Below are 21,522 nucleotides of genomic sequence, written 5' to 3' on the forward strand. Positions count from 1 at the left end.
AATGTCGCCCTTCCTGAGCTCCGCGCTTTCCGGGGCCGCGGCGACGGCAGCGGGAATTGGCCTTGCGCGCTTCGCCTTCGTGCCGCTGTTTCCCGCGCTGGTCGAGGCAGGCTGGGTGTCGGGCGCGGAGGCAGGTCTGCTCGGCGCCGCGGCGCTCGCGGGGTACCTGATCGGCGTCATGGGCGCGCAGTCGCTGGGACGGAGCTTCGGCACGCGCGGCGCACTACGCCTGGGCATGGCGGCCGTGTTCATGTCGCTGGCGCTCTGCGCCATTCCGGGTGGGGTGGCCTGGTTGCTGCCCTGGCGGTTGCTCGCCGGGGTGGCAGGGGGCGTGCTGATGTCGCTCGCCGGGCCTTCGGTGCAGCGCGCGGTGGAGGCGGGGCGGCGTGGCACAGCCTCGGGCATCGTCATCGCAGGGGTGGGCGGCGGCATCACGCTGGGGGCGCTCATCCTGCCCGCGCTGCTGCGAGGCGGGCCTTCGCCCGGTTGGCTGGGCGTCGCGGCGCTGGCGCTGGGGCTCGCCGTCTTCGCCCATCACCGCTTTCCCGAGGATGCAGGCGGCATCCCGCCCGGTGCGCCACCGGCGGCGCCGCGCCTCCTCCTTGCCTATGCGTTGTCCGGCGCGGGGATGGTGCCGCCCATGGTCTATCTGTCCGACCTCGCGGCGCGTGGTGTCGGGGTTGGGGTGCTGGCGGGGAGTGGCGTCTGGGCGTTGTTCGGGCTGGGCGCGCTGGCAGGCACGCTTCTGGGTGGGCGCGCCGCGGACCGGTTGGGCGGGGCGGAATCGGTCCGGCTCTGGCTCGGCGCGCAGGCGGCGGCGCTGGCGCTCGCCCTCGTGCCGCATGGCGCGGCGCTGGCAGGGTCGGCGGTGCTGGGCGGGTTTTCGGGTGTCGGGATTTCCGCTGTCACCCTGGCCTGGGCGCGGGAGATAGCGGGGCAGCAGGCCGGGGCGCTGTGGGTGCGGGCGACGCTCGTCTATGCGGCAGCGCAGGCGGGGGCGGCCTTCGCCCTGGCGGCGCTGTTCGGCGCCACCGGCGAAAGCCATGCCGCGGTCTTCGCGGCGGGCCTTGCCTTCTCGCTGGGCGCGCTCATTCCGGCCATGTCCCATCGGCCTTGAGTACTTCGCCGGCCAGATAGAGGCTGCCGCAGACCAGGATGCGGCCCGGCTTTTCCTCCGCCCTCAGCCTCGCCAGCGCTGTCACCACGTCCGGACCGGGACGCGCCACGGAGCCGCTCGCGGCGATGATCTCCTCCACTTCCATGGCGAGGTGCTGCCCGGGCTCGCGCACGGCATGGACCGTGTCCGCCAGGGGCAGGAGGGGCCGCAGGAAGCCCTCGGCCGTCTTGCCCTGCTTCATCCCGACCACGAGGTGCAGCGGAAGGTCGCGCCAGTCGCGCAGCGCCTCGGCCAGCGCCTCCCCTGCCCCTGCATTGTGGCCACCATCCAGCCACAGCTCCCACGGCGCGGCCGGTGCGAGGCGCCCGTGCAGGCGCTGGAGCCGTGCCGGCCAAGTGGCGTTGGCAACGCCCCCGGCAATGGCGGCATCGGATAGCCAAGATGGATTCCAGGCTCGCAGCGCGGCGATGGCGATGCCCGCATTGTCGTGCTGGTGCGGGCCGCGCAGGCCGAAGCGCGGCAGGGGGATACGCCCCGCCGCATCGGCGTAGGCGCCCTCCGCCACGTCCCAGTCACGGAAACGGGCCTGGAGCGGCGCGCCCCGTTCACGCGCCACGCGCTCCAGCACCGCCATGGCGTCCGGGTGCTGCGCGCCGGTCGCGCAGGGAACGCCGGGCTTGATGATGCCCGCCTTCTCGAAGGCGATCTCGGCGAGGTTGCTGCCTAGGAATTCCATGTGGTCCATGGAGATGGAGGCGATGGCGCAGGCGGCCGGGCGTTCGACGACGTTGGTCGCGTCGAAGCGCCCGCCCAGCCCCACTTCCAGCACCAGAAGCTCGGCTGGGACACGCGCAAAGAGCATCAAGGCGACGGCGGTGGTGATCTCGAAGACGGTGATGGGCTCGCCCGCATTCACCGCCTCCACCTCCTCCAGCGCGTCGGCCAGCGCCTCCTCGCCGACCAGCGTCCCGGCGAGGCGGATCCGCTCGTGGAAGCGCACGAGGTGCGGCGAGGTGTAGGCATGGACTCGCTGCCCCGCCGCCTCGGCAATGGCGCGCAGATGCGCGCAGGTGCTGCCCTTGCCGTTGGTGCCCGCAACATGGACCACGGGCGGCAAGGACCGCTCCGGATGGCCGAGCCGCGCGAGCAGCCCTTGCAGCCGCTCCAGCGACAGGTCGATCAGCCGCGGGTGCAGCCCATGTAGCCGGTCAACCAGCGCCTCGGCGCGGCCGGGTGTGGAGGCAGCCATCAAGCGGCGTCGGCGGCGGGTTCCGAACGCAGGAGGCGAATCAGGCGCCCCAGCGTGGCGCGCATCTCGCCGCGCTTCACCACCATGTCGAGAATCCCGTGCTCCAGCAGGTATTCTGCGCGCTGGAAGCCTTCGGGCAGCTTCTCGCGCACCGTCTGCTCGATGACGCGCGCACCAGCGAAGCCGATCATCGCCCCAGGCTCCGCTATCTGCACATCCCCAAGCATGGCGAAGGAGGCGGTGACGCCACCCGTAGTCGGGTCGCACAGCACGATGATGAAGGGCAGCCCCGCGTCCTTCACCATCTGCGAGGCGATGACGGTGCGCGGCATCTGCATCAGGCTGACCGCGCCTTCCTGCATCCGCGCCCCGCCGGAGGCGGCAAAGATGATCAGGGGCGAGTCCTGCAGCACGGCAAGCCGCGCGGCGGCCACTACCGCCTCGCCCACGCCGGCACCCATGGAGCCGCCCATGAAGGCGAACTCGAAGGCCGCGACGACGGCGCGCTGCCCTTCGATGGCGCCATGGCCGACCATCACCGCGTCATCCATGCCGGATTTCGTCTGCGCGTCCTTCAGCCGCTCGGCATAGCGGCGCTGATCCTTGAAGCGCAGCGGATCGGCCGGGGCGCGCGGTAGCTCGATGCGCTGCCAGCCCTCATCGAACGTGGCATCCAGCCGCGCCTTGGCCGAAAGCCTCATGTGGTGGCCGCAATGGGGGCAGACGCGCAGATTCTTCTCCAGATCGGTCTGGAAGATCATCTGCTCGCAGCTTGGGCATTTGTGCCAGAGGTTCTCCGGCACGTCGCGCGTCGCGCCGAAGAGCGTCTTGATCTTGGGCAGGGCCCATTCGCTGATCCAGTTCATCGCACATGCCCTCGCTTCGCGCCGGGCGGACCGGCCGGCGCGCGCAGAGCCATGGCGGCGCGCCCGCCGCCGGTCAAGCCGCCCCGCGCGTGGGTCAGCCCGGCGCCTCGGCCAGCAGGGCCGCGAGGTCGAGGTGGCGCGTGTGCATGGTCATCCGTCCTGCCTCGTCGCGCGGCCACTCCGCCTCCGGCCGGTCGCGGTAGAGTTCGACACCGTTGCCGTCCGGGTCGCGCAGGTAGATGGCCTCGCTCACCCCATGGTCGGAGGCGCCTTCCAGGGGCCAGCCTGCCTCGGTCACGCGGCGCACGGCAGCGGCCAGGGCGGTCCGGTCCGGATAGAGCAGGGCGACGTGGAATAGTCCGGTATGCCCGGCGGGAGGCGGCGTGCCGCCCGCGCTTTCCCAGGTGTTGAGGGCAATGTGGTGATGGTAGCCCCCCGCGGAGAGGAAGACGGCGCCTGGGCGCCGCAGCATCACCTCCAGCCCCAGCAGGTCACGCCAGAAGCCGAGGGCGCGGTCCAGATCCGCGACCTTGAGGTGGACATGCCCGATGCGGGCGGCGGGATGGATCGGCGTCATGGGGGTGTAGATGGCGCGCAGGAGGCCCGGGCGCCAATCACGTCTCCGGATGGGCTTCATCGCCACCCTTGATGGCAGCCCCACCGCCGCGCCATAGCTGAATTCGCATGACTGAGACCGAACTGGTCCCCCTCCGCCGCGACCCCCTGCTGCCGGCCAGCCCCTGCCCCGTCCTGTGGCGCCGCTCCGCGCGGGCGCGGCGCGTATCCCTGCGCGTGGATCCGGTTGCCGGGGCCGCCGTGGTGACCCTGCCCCGCCGCGCCAGCCGCGCCCAGGGGCTGCGTCTGCTTGAGGAGCATGCCGCCTGGGTGCTGCGGCAACTGGACGGGCTGACCCCAGCGCTGGAACTGCGCGACGGCGCCACCGTGCCGATCGGCGGGGTGCCGCACCTGATCCGCCACGCCCCGGACCGGACCGGCGGTGCCTTCCTGGAAGACGGGGTCCTGTTCGTCACGGGCGCCGCGGAGTTCCTCCCGCGCCGGACTGAGCGCTTCCTGCGGGCGGAGGCGCTGCGCCGCATCGGCGCGGCCGCCATGCGCTATGCCGGGCAGCTGGGGATGCGCCCGAAGGCCATCCGGCTGAAAGACACGCGCACGCGCTGGGGGAGCTGCGCGCCCGACCGCACCCTGTCCTTCACCTGGCGGCTAGTGATGGCACCGGACTGGGTGCTGGACTACGTGGTCGCGCACGAAGTGGCACATCTCAAGGAGATGAATCACTCCGACCGGTTCTGGGCGGTGTGCGAGGCGCTGACCCCCCATCGCGCCGAGGCGACGTCATGGCTGAAGCGCCACGGCCCCGCCCTGATGCGCGTGGGGTGAGACGGCGCCTCAGCCGACGTTGAGGCGACGCTCCGCGATCTGCTGCTTCATGGACTTCTGCAGCTTCTCGAAGGCGCGGACCTCGATCTGCCGCACCCGCTCGCGCGAGATGTTGTACTGCTGCGACAACTCCTCGAGCGTCGTCGGCTCGTCCTTCAGGCGCCGCTCGATCAGGATATGGCGTTCCCGTTCGTTCAGCGTCTTCAGGGCGCCGGCCAGCATGTCCTTGCGATTGGACATGTCCTGCGCTTCAGCAATGGTGGCTTCTTGCGTCTCGCTCTCATCCACCAGCCAATCCTGCCACTCGCCCTCGCTGTCGGCGCGGACGGGAGCATTCAGGCTGTTGTCGGGCGAGGCGAGGCGGCGATTCATGCTCACCACGTCCTGCTCGGGCACCTGCAGGGTCTTCGCGATCTTCGCCACGACCTCGGGCTGCAAGTCGCCATCCTCCAGCGCCGCCATCTGGCCCTTGAGCCGGCGGAGATTGAAGAACAGCTTCTTCTGCGCAGCCGTGGTGCCCATCTTCACCAGCGACCAAGAGTGCAGGATGTATTCCTGGATCGCAGCGCGGATCCACCACATGGCATAGGTGGCAAGGCGGAAGCCGCGGTCCGGATCGAACCGCTTCACCGCCTGCATCATGCCCACATTGCCCTCGGAGATCAGCTCGCCGACGGGCAGGCCATAGCCGCGATAACCCATCGCGATCTTGGCCACGAGGCGAAGATGCGAGGTGACCAGCTTGTGGGCCGCATTCTCGTCTCCCTCGTCGCGCCAGCGCTTGGCCAGCGAAAGCTCCTCCTCGGGGGAGAGCATGGGAAACTTGCGGATCTCCTGCAGATAGCGGGACAGGTTGCCTTCAGGCGCAATCGGGATGCTCAAGGACGCCATCGTGTTCACGAGCCTTCCATCTCTGCCCCCTTCATCCCAAGTAGGGCGATGAAGGGCGACGTTTTCCGACCGAACGCCCCCGGACCCGCGAGGCTGCATCCGCCCCCTTTCGGGCGGCAGGATTAAGCCTGCCCTTTGGCTATGGCATCCGGGTTTTCGGTCGGATTGAGAACATCCGTACCAGAAGTCTCACCTCCTGTCGAGCAAAACCGACCATTCTAGTCGGCTTAACCGGTGGTCGGACCGCGCAACAGCGACAGCAAGGTTTGGAAATCCTCGGGCGGGTCGGCGCGAAAGGCCAAGATCTCCCCCGAAACCGGGTGGCGGAAGGAGAGCGAGGCGGCGTGCAGCGCCTGGCGCGGGAAGGCCAGCGCGGCGTCGCGCACACTGTCCGGCAGCTCCCGTGCCGCGGCCGGAATTCGGCGCAGATAGACCGGGTCGCCGATCAGCGGATGCCCGATATGCGAAAGGTGGACGCGGATCTGATGCGTGCGGCCCGTGGCGAGGCGGCAGCGCAAGAGAGAGGCCGCGCCCCCGAAGCCTTCCAGGACGGCATAGCGCGTCAGGGCGTGCTTGCCGGCCCGTGCCCCGCCCCGGCCCACCACCGCCATGCGCTTGCGGTCCGTCGCGTGGCGGCCGATCGCCGCTTCCACCTCCCCTTCCCGCTTCTCCGGCACGCCCCAGGCCAGGGCGAAGTATTCGCGGTCGAGGTCGCGCTGGAGGAAGGCCTCGGACAGGGCGTTGTGGGCGCGTTGGCTCTTAGCAACCACCATGACGCCGGAAGTGTCCTTGTCGAGCCGGTGGACGATTCCCGGCCGCGCCTCGCCACCAATCCCTTCCAGCTCCTCCCCCGCATGGCCGAGCAGGGCATTGACCAGCGTTCCCTCTGCATGGCCGGGGGCCGGATGGACGACGAGGCCGGCGGGCTTGTCCAGGACGATCAGGTGCCGGTCCTCGAACAGGATCGTCAACGGAATGTCCTGCGCCACCGGCGCGGCAGGACGGGGCGGCGGCATCTCCAGCCGGTAGGTGGCGCCTGGGCGAACCGGCTGGGCTGGGTCCTCGATCACGGTTCCGTCGCGGGTCCCCTTCCCTTCCTCGAGCAGCGCCTTGACGCGGGAGCGAGACAGGCTGCCTATCCGTGCGGCGAGGAAGCGGTCCACGCGCTCGCCCCGGTCCGTTTCGGCGGCGGTGAAGGAATGGGTTTCGGAGGCCACGATGCGCGCGCTCAAGTTCCTGGTGGTGGCGATGGGGGTGCTGATCGTCGCTGGCACCGTGACGCTTGTCGTCCTGCTCGTCCAGCGCGCGGGCGGGCGCAGCGGCGATGCCGCGCGCCTCGCCCTCGACTTGCCCGCAGGGACGGAGATCGTGTCCGTCTCGGGTGCGGGGGACCGATTTGCCCTGTTGCTGCGCGACACGAATGGGCGAAGCCGCGTTCTGTTTGTGGATGGTCGGACCGGCCGCCCGGCTGGCGAGATCATCCCGGGCGCCAGCATCCCGACGCGATGAAGGGACAACGCGGCACCCCGCACCCGGAGAAGCTCTGCGCCCGCCCACTTGCTTGGCGACGCAAAGGGCACGGGACTGAGATGCAGTGCGCTACTGCTCCTCTGCCTGCCGCGAGGGGCGATATTCCCGCTCCCGCGGGCTTGCGCCCGGACGTGACGGGCGTTAGACACCCGCCCACAGGCCACGTCCCCTTCGTCTAGAGGCCTAGGACACCGCCCTCTCACGGCGGCAACACGGGTTCGAATCCCGTAGGGGACGCCAATCTTTTCAAGATATTAGGTCAGGCATGACGTGGGATCTCCAATCCCATGTCTAATACCATTCTCTACACCCCAACTCAGGCCGGCAGCTTTACCCCTTTGAGCAGCCAAGATCGAATGAACTTGTAGCAAACGGGTGTTTGGCCTGCGGGAAGCAGAGCCAGAGTGATGAAATGACCCTCCCACCCTCCTGCCTTGATAGGTGCAGCGCCGGATCTCATCTCCGGTCCATGATGTACCTTGACGAGATGGCGGAAGCGCTTGGCTTGGCTTGGCTCCGGCTTTCGGCGAGACGCGCGAGCGGCTGGAGCAGCTCTTTGCGGTGGCTGTCGCGGTGTGGAGCTCCGAGGGCGAGGCCCGGGCGTTTTTCTTTCGGCCCCACCCAATGCTGAACGACGATACGCCCTTCCATGTCGCCTTTCGCTCAGAGGAGGGCGCGCGTCTCGTGGAACGCATCTTCGGGCGCCTCCAGCACGGCACGACGTCCTGATCGACCAGAAAGCCGGGCGCCCTATTCCTCTTGCATCACGGGCATCGGTCCACCCCGCTCCACGATATCCGGCGACCGCGGGTGACCCGCGCTCCTGGGCGCCGACATGGGCCTTTTCGGCGCGTCCCGCCTGCTGCAACAATTTCGCGTCGGTGGCCTCGAACTCGTTCATCCCACGGTCGGCACGGAACTGCCTCGCGTAGATAAGCCGCTCATGGGCAAGCCCCTTCAAACTCACGCCACCCGGCCAGAACCGGATTCAAGCGCCGGGCGAGATCGCGCTGCGCCGGCGACATGCGCTGCCACGCCAGGGCAAGCGTCGGGCATTCATCTGGGAGCAGCAGCGGCATATCCAGCGCGACCCCGAGGGTGCATCGGTCGCTCACGCTCAAAAGCACGCCCCGCATAGCCTCGGTGGCTGCGGTGCCTTGCTGGATCGCCCAGAAAACGCGCTCGATCTTGTCCATGCTCCACGCCTCCGCGAACAAAAAAGGAACATCAAAGGCGCATTGGATGCAAGTCCCACCCGCGACGGGATCGCTGATGAGCAAAGCGGCACGGCCCGGGCGCTTGGGCAGATGGCGGAGCGCCGTTGGGAAGTGGCCCCGGACGTACCGACCTTTCGCGAGCAAGGCTAGACATTGTGGAGGGCTCGATGCGCGGCGTTGCGGGCCCTGCCGGGCTTGCCCCAGGACGTGCTGGACCGGCTTGTCGCGGCCGTTCGGGGGCGGTCGAGAACCCCGAGTTCAAACAACTGGCGGCGCAGCAGGCCCTGCCGCTACGCTTCCTCGCCCCGGACGCCTATCGGACGGAGCTGTTCGCCATCCGCACCCGTCTCCAGGCGCTCGGCACCGCTAAGCCCTGGCGCGAATGATCCGGCAACGAAGAGGAGAAGATGGAATGATGCGGACCCCCCTCAACCCGGGCCGTCGGGCCGTCCTGGCTGGCGCCGCCTCCACCTTGACCCTCGCTGCCCTTGCTCCGGCGGCCCGTGCCGCGCAAGGCGTCGAGACGACGGTCAAGTTCTCCACCGGCACCGCTCCGCCACGCACGGCGGCGCCGGATGGGGCGACGGACTGTCATCACCATGTCTACGACGCCCGCTTCCCGCCCGACCCGCGCGCCGCGCTGCGTCCGCCCGATGCCTCGCCAGAGGACTACCGCGCGCTCCAGCGGCGCCTTGGCCTGTCGCGCAGCGTGCTGGTGCAGCCCTCGACCTTCGGAACCGACAACCGCCTGCACCTCCAGGCCATGGCCGAACTCGGCCCCTCGCAGACCCGCATGGTTGCGGTGGTGGACACCTCCGTAACGGACGAGGAACTGCGCCGCATGCACGGCCTCGGCGTGCGTGGCATCCGCTTCAATCTCGTCCAGGCGGGTGCGACCACGATCGACATGCTGGAACCGCTGTCGCGCCGCGTCCACGAACTCGGCTGGCACTGCCAGATTCATATGCTCGGCAACCAGATTGTTGAGAACGCTGCCCTGTTCGAGCGCCTGCCCTCGCGACTGGTCTTCGACCATCTAGGCCGCATCCCCGCGGAGGCGGGCACGAACCATCCGGGCTATGTTGCGATCCGTCGCCTGATGGACCGGGGCAACACCTGGGTGAAGCTGTCGGGGGCCTACATGGACACGAAGGTCGGCGCGGCCGGGAACTACGCGGACACGGTGCCGATCGCGCGCGGCTACGCGACAGGCGCGCCGGAGCGCTGCGTCTGGGCGAGCGATTGGCCGCACGTCACCGAGCGCGGGGAGAAGCCGGACGACGCCCAGCTCTTCGACTTGCTGGCCGAGTGGGTGCCGGACGAGCGTGCCCGCGCCCGCATCCTCGTAGACAACCCGACGGCACTCTACGACTTCCCGCAGGGGTGACCCTCCTGTCTGGCGAGCGCCGTCCCCGCCGTCGACGCCGGGGCGGGGCTGGCGGCCGGTGGCATGGCCACAGGCTATATGGGGGTGGAGGACGAGTTGTTCTTCCGCCTTAACATCACGATGCTGTTCAGGAACGCCAAGAAGGTCACCCAGCAAATCGTCCAGGCCCTGCAGGCGGGCCAGGGCCAGCAAACAAAGCGACGGCTGCACTGCGGCCTATAAACAACGAAGACGAAAGGAGACACCGTGGACCCCTTCCGTGATCCCGACCCCGTCGAAACCCAGGAGTGGCTCGAATCCCTGGAAGGGGTGATCGAGGTCGAGGGCCAGGACCGCGCCGCGTACCTGCTCGACAAGCTGAACCGCACGGCCCGGCGCTGGGGCACCCCTGTCCCCTACTCCGTCAACACGCCCTACCTGAACACCATCCCGCCCGACCGCCAGGAGCGGCACCCCGGCAATCGCGAGATCGAGCACCGCATCCGCTCTTACATCCGCTGGAACGCGCTCGCGATCGTCCTGCGAGCCAACAAGGTCAGCAGCGAGTTGGGCGGCCACATCGCCTCCTTCCAGTCGGCGGCCACGCTGTATGACACGGGCTTCCAGCACTTCTGGCACGCACCGCACGAGGGGCATGGCGGCGACCTGATCTACGTCCAGGGCCACTCTTCGCCCGGCGTCTACGCCCGCTCCTTCCTGGAAGGCCGGCTGACCGAGGAGCAGTTGCTGAACTTCCGGCAGGAGGTGGACGGCAAGGGCCTCTCCTCCTACCCGCACCCCTGGCTGATGCCGGATTACTGGCAGTTCCCGACCGTCTCCATGGGCCTCGGCCCGCTGATGGCGATCTACCAGGCGCGGTTCCTGAAATACCTCCAGGGCCGCGGACTGGCGCAGACAGAGGAACGCAAGGTCTGGGCATTCCTCGGTGATGGTGAGACGGACGAGCCGGAGTCGCTCGGTGCCATCTCGCTGGCGGGCCGGGAGCGGCTGGACAACCTCGTATTCGTCATCAACTGCAACCTCCAGCGCCTCGACGGTCCGGTGCGCGGCAACGGCAAGATCATCCAGGAGCTGGAGGGCATCTTCCGCGGCGCCGGCTGGAACGTCATCAAGGTGCTCTGGGGCACCGGCTGGGACCGGCTACTGGCGAAGGACACCTCCGGCATCCTGCTCAAGCGGATGGAGGAGGTGGTCGACGGCGAGTACCAGGATTTCAAGTCGAAGAACGGCGCCTATGTCCGCGAGCACTTCTTCGGCACGTATCCCGAGCTGAAAGCGATGGTCGCCGACATGTCGGACGACCAGATCTGGGCGCTGACTCGCGGCGGCCACGACCCGCTAAAGGTCTTCGCCGCCTACTCGGCGGCGGTGCGGCACAAGGGCCAGCCCACCGTCATCCTCGCCAAGACCGTCAAGGGCTACGGCATGGGCGAGGCCGGTGAAGGTCAGAACATCACCCACCAGCAGAAGAAGATGGGGGAGTCGCACCTCAAGGAATTCCGCGACCGGTTCGGCCTGCCTCTGACTGACGAGCAGATCAAGGAGGTACCCTTCCTGCGCTTCGAGGAAGGGTCGCCGGAGCACAAGTACCTGCACGAGCGGCGTCGCGCCCTCGGCGGCTACCTGCCGCAGCGGCGGACGAAGTCCACCCCCCTGCAGATCCCAACTCTTTCAGCTTTCGACGCGCTGCTCAAGGGCTCGGGCGAGGGACGTGAGATCTCCACCACCATGGCCTTCGTGCGCGTGCTCAATACGCTGCTCCGCGACAAGAACATCGGCAAGCGCGTGGTCCCGATCGTGCCGGACGAGAGCCGCACCTTCGGCATGGAGGGCATGTTCCGCCAATTCGGCATCTTCAGCCAGGTGGGCCAGCTCTACCGCCCGCAGGATGCCGACCAGCTGATGTTCTACAAGGAGGACAAGTCCGGCCAGTTGCTGCAGGAGGGGATCAACGAGCCGGGGGCGATGTCCTCCTGGATCGCGGCGGCGACCTCCTACTCCCACTCCGACACGCCGATGATCCCGTTCTACATCTACTACTCGATGTTCGGGTTCCAGCGCGTCGGCGATCTCGCCTGGGCGGCGGGCGACCTTCGCGCTCGCGGCTTCCTCATCGGCGGCACCGCCGGTCGCACGACGCTGAATGGCGAGGGCCTGCAACACGAGGACGGGCACAGCCACATCCAATCCGCCCTCATCCCGACCTGCGTCTCCTACGACCCCACCTTCGCCTATGAGGTCGCGGTGATCGTCCAGGATGGGCTGCGCCGCATGTATGCGGAGCAGGAGGACGTCTTCTACTACCTCACCGTCATGAACGAGAATTACGAGCACCCCCCGATGCCCGAGGGCGCGGCGGAGGGCATCGTCAAGGGGATGTACCTCTTCCGCTCCACGGAGGGTGCCGGGCCGCGGGTCCAGTTGATGGGCAGCGGCACTATCCTGCGGGAGGTGATCGCCGGCGCCGAGTTGCTGGAGCGCGACTTCGGCATCAAGTCCGACATCTGGAGCGTGACGAGCTTCACCGAACTGGCGCGCGACGCGCAGGCGGTGGAGCGCTGGAACCTGCTGCACCCGCAGGAGGAGCCGCGCGTCAGCTACGTGGAGCACATGCTGCGCGGTCGGGAGGGGCCGGTGATCGCCTCCACCGACTACATCCGCATGTTCGCCGAGCAGATCCGGCCCCACGTCCCAGGCCGCTACCGCGTGCTCGGCACGGACGGGTTCGGGCGCTCCGATTTCCGCCGCAAGCTGCGCCACCACTTCGAGGTGGACCGGCATTGGGTGGCGCTGGCCGCGCTGGATGGCCTTGCGCGCGACCAGAAGTTACCGCGCGCGAAGGTTGCCGAGGCGATCAAGCGCTACGGTCTTGACCCCGAGAAGGCAAACCCCGCCACCGTCTGAGGAAACAATTGCCCTTCCCCGCCGCTGCGCGGGAAGGGCCATGGGAGAAGCCGAACATGGCCGCAGCGAACGCGATCACCGTCCCCGACATCGGGGACTTCAAGGACATCCCGATCATCGAGGTGCTTGTCGGCCCGGGCAGCGAGGTGAAGGCCGACGATCCGCTGATCACCCTCGAGTCCGACAAGGCGACGATGGAGGTCCCGGCCCCGCGCGACGGCGTGGTGGACCAGGTGCTGGTCAAGGTCGGGGACCGCGTAAGCCAGGGTTCCCCGGTCGTGACCTTCCGCGGCGGCGAGGGTGCCGAGCCCGCGCCGCCCTCCGCGCCCTCCGTCCTCGCGATGCAGGAGCCGCCGGAGCCGAAGCACCAAGTGCCAGCCCCGCCGCCCGCGCTCACCCCGGCTTCCCAGCCCGCCTCGGGCGGCGCGGCGGATGGCTTCGCGGGCGTCCACGCCAGCCCCGCCGTGCGGCGCCTCGCGCGCGAACTCGACGTGGACCTGACGAAGGTCAGGGGCAGTGGCGAGAAGGGTCGCGTCACAAAGGAGGACGTGCGCGCCTCCTTCAGCGGGCCGGGGGCCGCCCCCGCCGCGGCGCCCGCCGCCCCGGCCGGCGCGGGCATCCCGGAGATCCCGGCGCAGGACTTCTCGAAATTCGGTCCGATCGAGACCCGACCGCTGTCGCGCATCAAGCGCCTCTCCGGGCCGCACCTGCACCGCGCCTGGCTGAACGTGCCGCACGTCACGCATAACGACGAGGCGGACGTGACGGAGACCGAGGCCTACCGGAAGGAGCTGGACGGGGCGGCCAAGGGCGAGGGCTACCGGGTCACCATGCTCGCCTTCCTGCTGAAGGCGAGCGTCTCGGCGCTGCGGAAGTTCCCGGAGTTCAACGCCTCCCTCTCCCCGGACAAGGACGCGCTGATCCTGAAGAAGTTCTACCACGTCGGCATCGCGGTGGACACGCCGGATGGGCTGGTCGTCCCCGTCATCCGCGACGTGGACCGTAAGGGGATCACCGAACTGAGCCAGGAGATGGGCTCCATCTCCAAGAAGGCGCGGGACGGGAAGCTCTCGGCCGCCGACATGTCGGGCGGGACCTTCACCATCTCCTCGCTCGGCGGCATCGGCGGCACCGCCTTCACCCCGATCGTCAACGCGCCAGAGGTGGCGATCCTGGGCGTCGTGCGGTCGAAGATGGCACCGGTTTGGAACGGCGCGGAGTTCAAGCCACGGATGATGCTGCCGCTCTGCCTCTCTTACGACCACCGTGTCATTGACGGGGCGCTCGCCGCCCGCTTCGCCAGGCATCTCTGCACCGTCCTCGAGGACGTGCGGAAGCTGGTGCTCTGAGGAGGACGGGACGATGAGCACGATCGAGATCCGCGTCCCCGACATTGGGGACTTCAAGGACGTGCCGGTGATCGACGTCCACGCCACCCCCGGCGCGACGGTTGCGCCCGAGGAGCCGCTGATCACGCTGGAGAGCGACAAGGCGACGATGGAGGTGCCGGCGCCCCAGGGCGGCAAAGTCGTCGAGGTGAAGGTGAAGGTCGGCGACCGGGTCGCGGAGGGCAGCCTCATCCTGACCCTGGAGGTCGCGGGCGCTGCCGCCGGGGCGGGTGCGCCCGCAGGCGGCGCCGTGGGTCACGCGCCGGGCGAGGGGCAGGCGGGCTACGGCTCCTCCTCGCGGGACGCGGGCCCCGGGCCGGCCTCCGGCGACACTGCGGCCCCATCCGACCCGGTGCCGGGCGCGAAGCCCGCGGCCGGCTCCAGCGACCTGCACGCGGAGGTGCTGGTGCTCGGCGCCGGCCCCGGCGGCTACACCGCCGCTTTCCGCGCCGCGGATCTCGGCAAGAAAGTGATCATGGTGGAGCGATGGCCCACCCTCGGCGGCGTCTGCCTGAACGTCGGCTGCATCCCCTCCAAGGCGCTGCTGCACGCGGCGAAGGTGATCTCCGAGACGGAGGAGATGGGTGCCCACGGAATCCGCTTCACCGCGCCCGAGGTGGACCTGGACAAGCTGCGCGGCTGGAAGGACGGGGTGGTCAAGAAGCTGACCGGCGGCCTCTCCGGCCTCGCACGCCAGCGCAAAGTGCAGGTCGTCACCGGCACCGGCCGCTTCACCGCACCGAACCAGGTGATGGTGGAGGGCGCGGACGGCAAGCGCACCACGATCGGCTTCGACCACGCGATCATCGCGGCGGGGTCGGAGCCGGTGACTCTGCCCTTCATCCCGCATGACGACCCGCGAGTGATCGACTCCACCGGCGCGCTGGCGCTGGACGGCGTGCCCGGGCGACTGCTGGTGATCGGCGGCGGCATCATCGGGCTGGAGATGGCGACCGTCTATCACGCGCTCGGCACCAAGGTGACGATCGTGGAGCTGATGGACCAGATCATCCCCGGCGCCGACAAGGACATCGTCACCCCGTTGGCGAAGCGGATCGGCAAGCAGTATGAGGCCATCCACCTGAAGGCGAAGGTGACGAAGGTGGAGGCTGGGCCGGATGGCCTGACCGCGCATTTCGAGGGCGGCAGCGCCCCCGCCAGTGCGACCTTCGACAAGGTCCTCGTCTCGGTCGGCCGCAGGCCGAACGGCAGGCTGATCGGCGCGGAGAACGCGGGCGTTCGGGTGGACGAGCGCGGCTTCATCCCTGTGGACAGGCAGATGCGGACGAACATGCCCAACATCTTCGCCATCGGCGACGTGGTGGGCCAGCCGATGCTCGCCCACAAGGCGGTGCACGAGGGCAAGGTCGCGGCCGAAGTGGCGGCGGGCCGCAACAGCGCCTTCGACGCCCGCGTCATCCCCTCCGTCGCCTACACCGACCCTGAGGTGGCCTGGGTCGGGCTGACGGAGAACGAGGCGAAAGCGAAGGGCGTCAAATACGGCAAAGGCGTCTTTCCCTGGGCCGCCAGTGGCCGCTCGCTTTCGCTCGGCCGCGACGAAGGTATCACCAAGGTGCTGTTCGAGGAGGGCACGGAGCGGATCATCGGCTGCGGCATTGTCGGCCCCTCCGCCGGCGACCTGATCGCAGAGGCGGCGCTGGCCATCGAGATGGGCGCGGAGGCCGCCGACATCGGCGCAACCATCCACCCCCACCCCACCCTCTCTGAGACCGTCGGCATGGCAGCCGAGGCCTTCGAGGGCACGATCACCGACCTCTACATGCCGAAGAAGCCGCATTAGCCTCCGGCGCAATCAGGTTCATCCGATGAGGATGGCGCATGGTCTAGCCGGCCCGGCTAGAATGGGGCACCGGCACCGAATTTTCTGTTCCTAGCGACCAGCCGAGGCGCAGGATCAGCACCCCCGGCGCCAAAAGCAACGGCGCCTTAAGTCGTTAAGCCCCCCGGCGGCTGTAGCACACGGGAGTTGGCCATGCGCGTCCTTGTCCTCGGCGCCGGCGCGGTCGGCGGATACTTCGGCAGGCGTCCGCTCGAGGCCGGCGTGGCCGAGGAGGTCGCCTTCCTTGTGCGGCCCGGCCCCACGGCGCAGCTCGAGCGCGATGGTCCTTTGACCGAGGACCCCGCAGGCGACTTCCGCCGCCCCGAGTCGGTGCTGGTCCCCGGCGAGGGAGTCAGGGTCGGGCGGATCCTGCTTGGGGGCCGCGCGCCCCGCCCACGTCCTCACGCCCACCAGCAACGTCCGGCGCATCGTCAACATGACGGCGCTGTACAGCGTCGATGCCGACGGGCCGGGGGCCGCCGCCGAGACGACGGCGATCGATATGGTCCTCGGCACCCAGGCGGCGAATTGACCAGGTCGCGGCGCGGTCGAAGGAACCGCAACAGCCGCATCAGAGGAGACCCAGCATGGCTGCTCCAGCAAGCACCGGCCCGGCGGGACTAGCGGCCGTTCCACGCCACAAGTGGTACCAGCACCTCTATGCCCAGGTGCTGGCAGCCATCGCCGTCGGCATCCTGCTTGGACACTTTTGGCCCGAGATCGGAGCTTCGATGAAGCCGTTCGGGGACGCCTTCATCAAGCTGATCAAGATGCTGATCGCGCCGATCATCTTCTGCACCGTGGTGCACGGCATCGCCAGTATGGAGGACATGAAGAAGGTCGGGCGTGTCGGCATCAAGGCGCTGATCTACTTCGAGGTGATGACCACCATCGCCCTCATTATCGGCCTCTTGGTCGTCAACATCTGGCAACCCGGCGCGGGCATGAACGTGGATCCAGCCTCGCTCGACACGCGGGGCATCGCCGCCTACACGGCGCGCGCCGGGCAGCAATCCACCGTGGACTTCCTCATGCATATCATCCCGGCCACGGTGGTGGGCGCCTTCGCCGAGGGCGAGATCCTCCAGGTCCTGCTGATTGCCGTGCTGTTCGCCTTCGCCCTGCAGGCGCTCGGCGAATACGGCAAGCCGCTCCTGCACATGATCGACCTCACCGCGCATGCCTTCTTCAAGATCGTCGGCTTCGTGATGAAGTTCGCCTGGCTGGGCGCCTTCGGCGCCATGGCCTTCACGATCGGGCGCTACGGACTGGGCACGCTGGTGTCCCTCGCCTCGCTGATGGCGGCTTTCTACACGACCTGCCTGCTCTTCGTCGCTGGCGTGCTCGGCATCACCGCCTGGCTGACAGGGTTCAGCATCTTCAAGTTCATCCGGTACATCAAGGAAGAGCTGCTCATCGTGCTCGGCACCAGCTCCTCCGAGACAGTGCTGCCTCGCATGCTCGCCAAAATGGAGAATCTGGGGTGCGAGAAGTCTGTGGTCGGGCTGGTGATTCCGACGGGCTACTCCTTCAACCTGGACGGCACTTGCATCTACCTGACCATGGCCGCCGTCTTCCTGGCCCAGGCGACCAACACGCCGCTGTCTCTCGGGCAGGAACTCGCGCTGATCGGAATCCTGCTGCTGACCTCGAAGGGAGCCGCGGGCGTGACCGGCTCTGGCTTCATCGTGCTGGCCGCTACGCTGTCCTCGCTCGGGACGGTGCCGGTCGCAGGCATCGCCGTGATCCTCGGCGTGGACCGCTTCATGTCGGAGGCACGGGCGCTGACCAACCTAATCGGCAACGGCGTCGCGACAGTGGTCGTGGCGAGGTGGGAAGGCGCCCTCGACCGAAACCGGCTGCGGCAGCAGCTCGACGGCGAGACGGACCTCGAGGCCGACAATCCCGAGGACGTGCTCGTGGGCGGCGACATCGCCGAGGAGATAGGCGCGACAACGCAGCCCGGGCGCCCCGGCGTTCTGAGGCCGCGCCCGGCAGAGTAGCGCGCCGGGGTCCGCTTCGGGCACCCGGCAAGGAACGCCGCCGAGCCCGGCGACGGCGAAGGGAGGCGAAGGATGGTGCAGCAGGCCACCGAGGAACCGCAGCCGAAGGACGAGGCCGCCGCCGGGCTCGCGGCGGAGCATCCGGCGTCGAAGCCCGCCCGCAGGAACCTGACCGCAACACCGCTGCACAAGGTCGTCGTCGTGGGCGGCGGCGCCGCCGGGCTGGAACTGGCGACCAAGCTCGGCGACAGCCTCGGCCGACGGGGCCAGGCTTCGATCGCCCTGGTCGAGCGTGCGCGCAGCCATCTCTGGAAGCCGCTGTTGCACGAAGTGGCGGCCGGAAGCATGGACCCAGACGAGCACGAACTCGACTACCTCGCCCAGGCGCACTGGCACCATTTCCGCTTCCGCTTCGGGGAGATGACCGGCCTGGACCGCGTGCGAAAGGAGGTGCTGCTCGCCCCGACTTTCGACGAGGAAGGGCGCGAGATCACTCCGCGTCGCTCCTTTCCCTACGACACGCTGGTGATCGCCGTCGGCAGCGTCACCAATGACTTCGGCACGCCGGGCGTGAGGGAGCACGCCATCGCGCTGGAGACCTCGGAGCAGGCGATGCGCTTTCACCGGCGCCTCGTGAATGCCTGCCTGCGCGCGCACACCCAGCCTGGGCCGGTGCGGCCGGGCCAGTTGCACGTCGCGATCATCGGTGCCGGCGCTACCGGCACCGAGCTTGCCGCCGAGCTTCACCGCACTGCCCGCGCGGTGATCGCGTATGGGCTCGACCGAATTGACCCGGAGAAGGATATCCGGATCACCCTGATCGAGGCCGCCGACCGGGTCCTGCCGGGCCTGCCGCCCCGCATCTCGGAGGCGGCGACGCGCCTGCTTCAGAAGCTCGGCGTTGAGATCTGCACCGGCGGCCGCGTGAACGAGGTGGGGCCGGATGGCGTGCAGCTCGCCGACGGGCGCTTCGTGCCCGCGGAGCTGGTGGTCTGGGCCGCCGGAGTGAAAGGACCGGAGGTGCTCAAGGACCTTGATGGTCTGGAGGTGAGCCGGAGCAACCAGCTGGTGGTGCTGCCGACGCTCCAGACCACCCGTGATCCGGATGTCTTCGCCCTCGGCGACTGTGCCTGGTGCCCGCGCGACCCGGAGAGGCCAGAGGCCGGGCCCGTGCCGCCGCGCGCCCAGGCCGCGCACCAGCAGGCGAGCCACATGGTCCGGCAGGTCCGCCGGCGGCTGCTTGGCGAACCGTTGCGCCCCTTCGCCTACCAGGATTTCGGCTCGCTGGTCTCCTTCGGGGAGTACTCGACGGTCGGAAACCTGATGGGCTTCCTCTCCGGCAAGAGCATGATGATCGAGGGCTGGTTCGCCCGGCTGATGTATCGCTCGCTCTACAAAATGCATGAGCGCGCGCTGCACGGCACGGCTAAGACCGCGCTCAGCACCCTCGCCCGCACGCTCACGCGCCGCACCGAGCCGCGCGTCAAGCTCCACTAAATGAGGAGAGTGCTGGCCATGCCCCAGTCCTTCCTCCCCACCGCTGTGATCCTGACCAAGGCATCCGGCGCACGGGTGCTGAACATGCTGCCCTTCGCGATGCAGCGGCGCGAAGCGCGGACTGGCGACGCTGTGCATTGGCGGCGGCATGGGTGTGGCGATGTGCGTCAAGCGCATGTGACAAGTGACTGACGACTGCAGCGAACAAGCCTTCGGAGGAGAGGCGCTATGGCGAGCGGAAGCAGGGACAGCGGCGGTCACCCGGATGAATCTTCGCAGCCGGGCGGCGCGGACCGTGGCGGGAGCGACGCCTCCGCCCCGCCGGGTGCGTCCAACTCCGGAATCGCCATCGGGCCCGACCTCATGCTCGGCATCTGGGCGTCCTTGATGGAGGGCGGTTTGAAGGGGGCACGTGAGCCCTGGTGGCAGATGACGCCAGCCGAACTGGCGGGAGAGATGCTCGCCGGCGGGATGCGACAGCTGAACGAGTTGATGCGGCAGGATCCTGTGCTGCGCACGCTGGACCAGATGTGGAACGCCAATCCGTTCCGCGATATCGTGCCGGTCGACTGGGCGGAAGTCGCGCGAGCGCTGCGCAGCGTCTGGCTGCGGCGCCTCGCCCGGCCTGCATCTCTGGCGGCGGCCACAGCGGAGCTGAACGCCTCGCTCCTGCGCTCCGCCTTCGAGATCTGGAACGAGGCCGGCCGGCGCTGGTGGGAAGGCACTTCGGCCACGCGGCCCGGCGCGAGCTCCGACAAGCGCTTTGTCGCACCAGAATGGGACAACAACCCCGTCTACCGTGTGCTCAAGGAGACCTACCTGCTCGCCTCGGACTGGCTGCTCAGGCAGAACCGGGCCGAGGACCTCGATGAGAAGGAGCGGCTTCGGCTCGACTTCCATCTGCGGCAGTTCGTCGACGCGATGAGCCCGACGCTGCTGCTGGCCTCCAACCCCGCGGCGCTGCGCCGGGCCATGGAGACCGGTGGCGCCAGCCTGTCCGCCGGGCTGCGCAATCTGCAGGAGGACCTGAAGGCCGGCCGCCTTTCCATGACAGACCTCAGCGCGTTCGCGCCGGGGCGCAACCTTGCGCTCAGCCCGGGGAAGATCGTGCTCCGCAACAATCTCATCGAACTGATCCAGTACGCACCGGTCACGCCGGAGGTGCACGCGACGCCGATCCTCATCGTGCCGCCCTGGATCAACAAGTTCTACATCCTCGACATGCAGCCGAAGAGCAGCATGGTGAGATACCTCGTCGGCCAGGGCTTCACCGTCTTCCTCATCTCCTGGAAGAATCCCGACGCCGCGATGGAGGACATCGGGATCGAGGATTACATGGACCTCGGCCCGCTCGCCGCGAGCGACGCGATCCGCGAAATCGCAGGCAGCCCGACGCTGAACGTGATGGGCTACTGCATCGGCGGCACCCTGTTGGCGATGACGTTGGCCTGGCTCGCCGCCAGGGGCGACGCGCGCTTCAATGCAGCGACGTTCATGGTGTCGCTGCAGGACTTCTCGCGTGTCGGGGACACCGCGGTTTTCATGGACGAGCCTGCGGTCGATCTGGTCGAGCAGCAGATGATGGAACGCGGCTATCTCGACAGCCGCGAGATGTCCAACATGTTCAACCTGCTGCGATCAAACGACCTCATCTGGTCGAACGTGGTCAATAACTACCTGATGGGAGAGAAGCCACCCGCCTTCGATCTGCTCTACTGGAACAGCGACGGCACCCGCATGTGCCGCGCCGCGCATGCCTGGTATCTGCGCAATACCTATGTCGAGAACAACCTGATCGAGCCGGGCAAGGTCGCGCTCGAGGGCGAGAGGCTCGACCTTGGCCGGATCGCGCTCGATACCTACGCCGTCGGGGCGGAGAAGGACCATATCGTGCCCTGGGACGCTGCTTGGCGGATCACCCGTCTGGTCGGTGGCAAGGTGCGCTACGTGCTCGCCTCGTCCGGCCACATCGCCGGCATCATCAACCCCCCCGGCGGCAAGGGAAGCTATTGGACCAACGACGCCGCGCCGCCGCCCCTCACGCCTGTGGCCTGGCTAAAGGGCGCGACGAAGCACGATGGAAGCTGGTGGACGGATTGGGCGACTTGGCTGTCGGCACGGTCCGGCGCGCGGGTCCGCCCTCCCCCGCTCGGCAGCGCTGCCCACCCGCCGCTGCAGGACGCCCCAGGCAGCTACGTGCTGGAGCGGTGAGCTGTGCCCAAGCGGAAGGAGGCA

General features: G+C 68.6%; 21 protein-coding genes and 1 tRNA gene. 16 read left to right on the forward strand and 6 right to left on the reverse strand.

Annotation, left to right across the window (positions count from 1 at the left end):
- Position 1 precedes the first annotated feature (1 nt).
- Positions 2–1,117, forward strand: coding sequence for a YbfB/YjiJ family MFS transporter (locus JTJ31_RS09565; RefSeq protein WP_207538422.1), 1,116 nt, complete (start codon positions 2–4; stop codon positions 1,115–1,117).
- On the opposite strand, the gene JTJ31_RS09570 is transcribed toward JTJ31_RS09565, so the two are convergent.
- From JTJ31_RS09570 to JTJ31_RS09580, 3 genes are all read right to left on the reverse strand, one after another.
- Complete coding sequence (locus JTJ31_RS09570) at positions 1,089–2,366, reverse strand: bifunctional folylpolyglutamate synthase/dihydrofolate synthase (RefSeq protein WP_207538423.1); 1,278 nt, start codon at positions 2,364–2,366, stop codon at positions 1,089–1,091. The genes JTJ31_RS09565 and JTJ31_RS09570 overlap by 29 nt on opposite strands.
- Positions 2,366–3,232: an acetyl-CoA carboxylase, carboxyltransferase subunit beta gene (gene accD, locus JTJ31_RS09575; RefSeq protein WP_207538424.1), complete on the reverse strand. Its 867-nt coding sequence runs from the start codon at positions 3,230–3,232 to the stop codon at positions 2,366–2,368. The genes JTJ31_RS09570 and accD overlap by 1 nt, the downstream gene beginning before the upstream one ends.
- A 94-nt stretch (positions 3,233–3,326) precedes the next feature.
- Complete coding sequence (locus JTJ31_RS09580; RefSeq protein ID WP_207538425.1) at positions 3,327–3,869, reverse strand: VOC family protein; 543 nt, start codon at positions 3,867–3,869, stop codon at positions 3,327–3,329.
- A 47-nt stretch (positions 3,870–3,916) separates the two neighbouring features.
- Here JTJ31_RS09580 and JTJ31_RS09585 point away from each other — a divergent pair, with 47 nt between their 5' ends.
- Positions 3,917–4,630, forward strand: coding sequence for a M48 family metallopeptidase (locus JTJ31_RS09585; protein WP_207538426.1), 714 nt, complete (start codon positions 3,917–3,919; stop codon positions 4,628–4,630).
- Between the two features lie 9 nt (positions 4,631–4,639).
- Here JTJ31_RS09585 and rpoH read toward each other — a convergent pair whose 3' ends face one another.
- Positions 4,640–5,521, reverse strand: a complete 882-nt coding sequence (gene rpoH, locus JTJ31_RS09590) for an RNA polymerase sigma factor RpoH (protein WP_207538576.1) — start codon at positions 5,519–5,521, stop codon at positions 4,640–4,642.
- A gap of 227 nt (positions 5,522–5,748) precedes the next feature.
- A complete protein-coding gene (locus tag JTJ31_RS09595; RefSeq protein ID WP_328805713.1) occupies positions 5,749–6,738 on the reverse strand; it encodes an RluA family pseudouridine synthase in 990 nt (329 codons plus the stop codon).
- 1 nt (position 6,739) lies between these two features.
- On the opposite strand from JTJ31_RS09595, the gene JTJ31_RS09600 reads away from it, so the two are divergent.
- The 3 genes from JTJ31_RS09600 (at position 6,740) to JTJ31_RS09610 (ending at position 7,780) form a co-directional block, all read left to right on the forward strand.
- Positions 6,740–7,030: a DUF6476 family protein gene (locus tag JTJ31_RS09600; protein ID WP_207538427.1), complete on the forward strand. Its 291-nt coding sequence runs from the start codon at positions 6,740–6,742 to the stop codon at positions 7,028–7,030.
- 185 nt (positions 7,031–7,215) lie between these two features.
- Positions 7,216–7,291: transfer RNA gene (locus JTJ31_RS09605), tRNA-Glu, on the forward strand.
- Between the two features lie 270 nt (positions 7,292–7,561).
- Positions 7,562–7,780: an antitoxin Xre/MbcA/ParS toxin-binding domain-containing protein gene (locus JTJ31_RS09610; protein ID WP_207538428.1), complete on the forward strand. Its 219-nt coding sequence runs from the start codon at positions 7,562–7,564 to the stop codon at positions 7,778–7,780.
- 212 nt (positions 7,781–7,992) lie between these two features.
- On the opposite strand, the gene JTJ31_RS09615 is transcribed toward JTJ31_RS09610, so the two are convergent.
- Positions 7,993–8,247, reverse strand: coding sequence for a hypothetical protein (locus JTJ31_RS09615; RefSeq protein ID WP_207538429.1), 255 nt, complete (start codon positions 8,245–8,247; stop codon positions 7,993–7,995).
- Positions 8,248–8,435: 188 nt separating this feature from the next.
- Between JTJ31_RS09615 and JTJ31_RS09620 the strand changes: the two genes are divergently transcribed.
- The 11 genes from JTJ31_RS09620 to JTJ31_RS09670 all read left to right on the forward strand — a co-directional run bounded on the left by JTJ31_RS09620 (position 8,436) and on the right by JTJ31_RS09670 (position 21,498).
- Positions 8,436–8,654, forward strand: a complete 219-nt coding sequence (locus tag JTJ31_RS09620) for a hypothetical protein (protein WP_207538430.1) — start codon at positions 8,436–8,438, stop codon at positions 8,652–8,654.
- Positions 8,655–8,680: 26 nt separating this feature from the next.
- A complete protein-coding gene (locus JTJ31_RS09625) occupies positions 8,681–9,655 on the forward strand; it encodes an amidohydrolase family protein (protein ID WP_236020045.1) in 975 nt (324 codons plus the stop codon).
- 63 nt (positions 9,656–9,718) lie between these two features.
- Positions 9,719–9,877: an NAD(P)(+) transhydrogenase (Re/Si-specific) subunit beta gene (locus JTJ31_RS09630; RefSeq protein WP_207538431.1), complete on the forward strand. Its 159-nt coding sequence runs from the start codon at positions 9,719–9,721 to the stop codon at positions 9,875–9,877.
- A 24-nt stretch (positions 9,878–9,901) separates the two neighbouring features.
- Entirely contained in the window at positions 9,902–12,559 is a 2,658-nt protein-coding gene (aceE, locus tag JTJ31_RS09635) for a pyruvate dehydrogenase (acetyl-transferring), homodimeric type (RefSeq protein WP_207538432.1), read from the forward strand.
- An 8-nt stretch (positions 12,560–12,567) separates the two neighbouring features.
- Complete coding sequence (aceF, locus tag JTJ31_RS09640; protein ID WP_268957035.1) at positions 12,568–13,908, forward strand: dihydrolipoyllysine-residue acetyltransferase; 1,341 nt, start codon at positions 12,568–12,570, stop codon at positions 13,906–13,908.
- Between the two features lie 13 nt (positions 13,909–13,921).
- On the forward strand, positions 13,922–15,748 hold the full coding sequence (gene lpdA / locus JTJ31_RS09645) for a dihydrolipoyl dehydrogenase (RefSeq protein WP_408015403.1): 1,827 nt from the start codon (positions 13,922–13,924) through the stop codon (positions 15,746–15,748).
- A 412-nt stretch (positions 15,749–16,160) separates the two neighbouring features.
- On the forward strand, positions 16,161–16,319 hold the full coding sequence (locus JTJ31_RS09650; protein ID WP_207538434.1) for a hypothetical protein: 159 nt from the start codon (positions 16,161–16,163) through the stop codon (positions 16,317–16,319).
- 55 nt (positions 16,320–16,374) lie between these two features.
- On the forward strand, positions 16,375–17,790 hold the full coding sequence (locus tag JTJ31_RS09655) for a dicarboxylate/amino acid:cation symporter (protein WP_207538435.1): 1,416 nt from the start codon (positions 16,375–16,377) through the stop codon (positions 17,788–17,790).
- A gap of 72 nt (positions 17,791–17,862) precedes the next feature.
- Complete coding sequence (locus JTJ31_RS09660) at positions 17,863–19,287, forward strand: NAD(P)/FAD-dependent oxidoreductase (protein WP_207538436.1); 1,425 nt, start codon at positions 17,863–17,865, stop codon at positions 19,285–19,287.
- 18 nt (positions 19,288–19,305) lie between these two features.
- Complete coding sequence (locus JTJ31_RS09665; protein WP_457852407.1) at positions 19,306–19,479, forward strand: hypothetical protein; 174 nt, start codon at positions 19,306–19,308, stop codon at positions 19,477–19,479.
- 264 nt (positions 19,480–19,743) lie between these two features.
- Entirely contained in the window at positions 19,744–21,498 is a 1,755-nt protein-coding gene (locus JTJ31_RS09670; RefSeq protein WP_207538437.1) for a PHA/PHB synthase family protein, read from the forward strand.
- Positions 21,499–21,522: the final 24 nt, after the last annotated feature.

Origin of the sequence: Sabulicella rubraurantiaca (genome assembly GCF_017355885.1) — a bacterium.
Lineage (GTDB): Bacteria > Pseudomonadota > Alphaproteobacteria > Acetobacterales > Acetobacteraceae > Roseococcus > Roseococcus rubraurantiacus.

Coding starts and splice junctions, on each gene's coding strand:
- JTJ31_RS09580 (WP_207538425.1), bottom strand. CDS start 3,869: ATGAAGCCCATCCGGAGACGTGATTGGCGCCCGGGCCTCCTGCGCGCC.
- JTJ31_RS09655 (WP_207538435.1), top strand. CDS start 16,375: ATGGCTGCTCCAGCAAGCACCGGCCCGGCGGGACTAGCGGCCGTTCCA.
- JTJ31_RS09665 (WP_457852407.1), top strand. CDS start 19,306: ATGCCCCAGTCCTTCCTCCCCACCGCTGTGATCCTGACCAAGGCATCC.
- JTJ31_RS09600 (WP_207538427.1), top strand. CDS start 6,740: ATGCGCGCGCTCAAGTTCCTGGTGGTGGCGATGGGGGTGCTGATCGTC.
- JTJ31_RS09660 (WP_207538436.1), top strand. CDS start 17,863: ATGGTGCAGCAGGCCACCGAGGAACCGCAGCCGAAGGACGAGGCCGCC.
- JTJ31_RS09620 (WP_207538430.1), top strand. CDS start 8,436: ATGCGCGGCGTTGCGGGCCCTGCCGGGCTTGCCCCAGGACGTGCTGGA.
- lpdA (WP_408015403.1), top strand. CDS start 13,922: ATGAGCACGATCGAGATCCGCGTCCCCGACATTGGGGACTTCAAGGAC.
- JTJ31_RS09615 (WP_207538429.1), bottom strand. CDS start 8,247: ATGGACAAGATCGAGCGCGTTTTCTGGGCGATCCAGCAAGGCACCGCA.
- JTJ31_RS09670 (WP_207538437.1), top strand. CDS start 19,744: ATGCTCGCCGGCGGGATGCGACAGCTGAACGAGTTGATGCGGCAGGAT.
- JTJ31_RS09625 (WP_236020045.1), top strand. CDS start 8,681: ATGATGCGGACCCCCCTCAACCCGGGCCGTCGGGCCGTCCTGGCTGGC.
- JTJ31_RS09570 (WP_207538423.1), bottom strand. CDS start 2,366: ATGGCTGCCTCCACACCCGGCCGCGCCGAGGCGCTGGTTGACCGGCTA.
- JTJ31_RS09630 (WP_207538431.1), top strand. CDS start 9,719: ATGGCCACAGGCTATATGGGGGTGGAGGACGAGTTGTTCTTCCGCCTT.
- JTJ31_RS09565 (WP_207538422.1), top strand. CDS start 2: ATGTCGCCCTTCCTGAGCTCCGCGCTTTCCGGGGCCGCGGCGACGGCA.
- rpoH (WP_207538576.1), bottom strand. CDS start 5,521: ATGGCGTCCTTGAGCATCCCGATTGCGCCTGAAGGCAACCTGTCCCGC.
- accD (WP_207538424.1), bottom strand. CDS start 3,232: ATGAACTGGATCAGCGAATGGGCCCTGCCCAAGATCAAGACGCTCTTC.
- JTJ31_RS09585 (WP_207538426.1), top strand. CDS start 3,917: ATGACTGAGACCGAACTGGTCCCCCTCCGCCGCGACCCCCTGCTGCCG.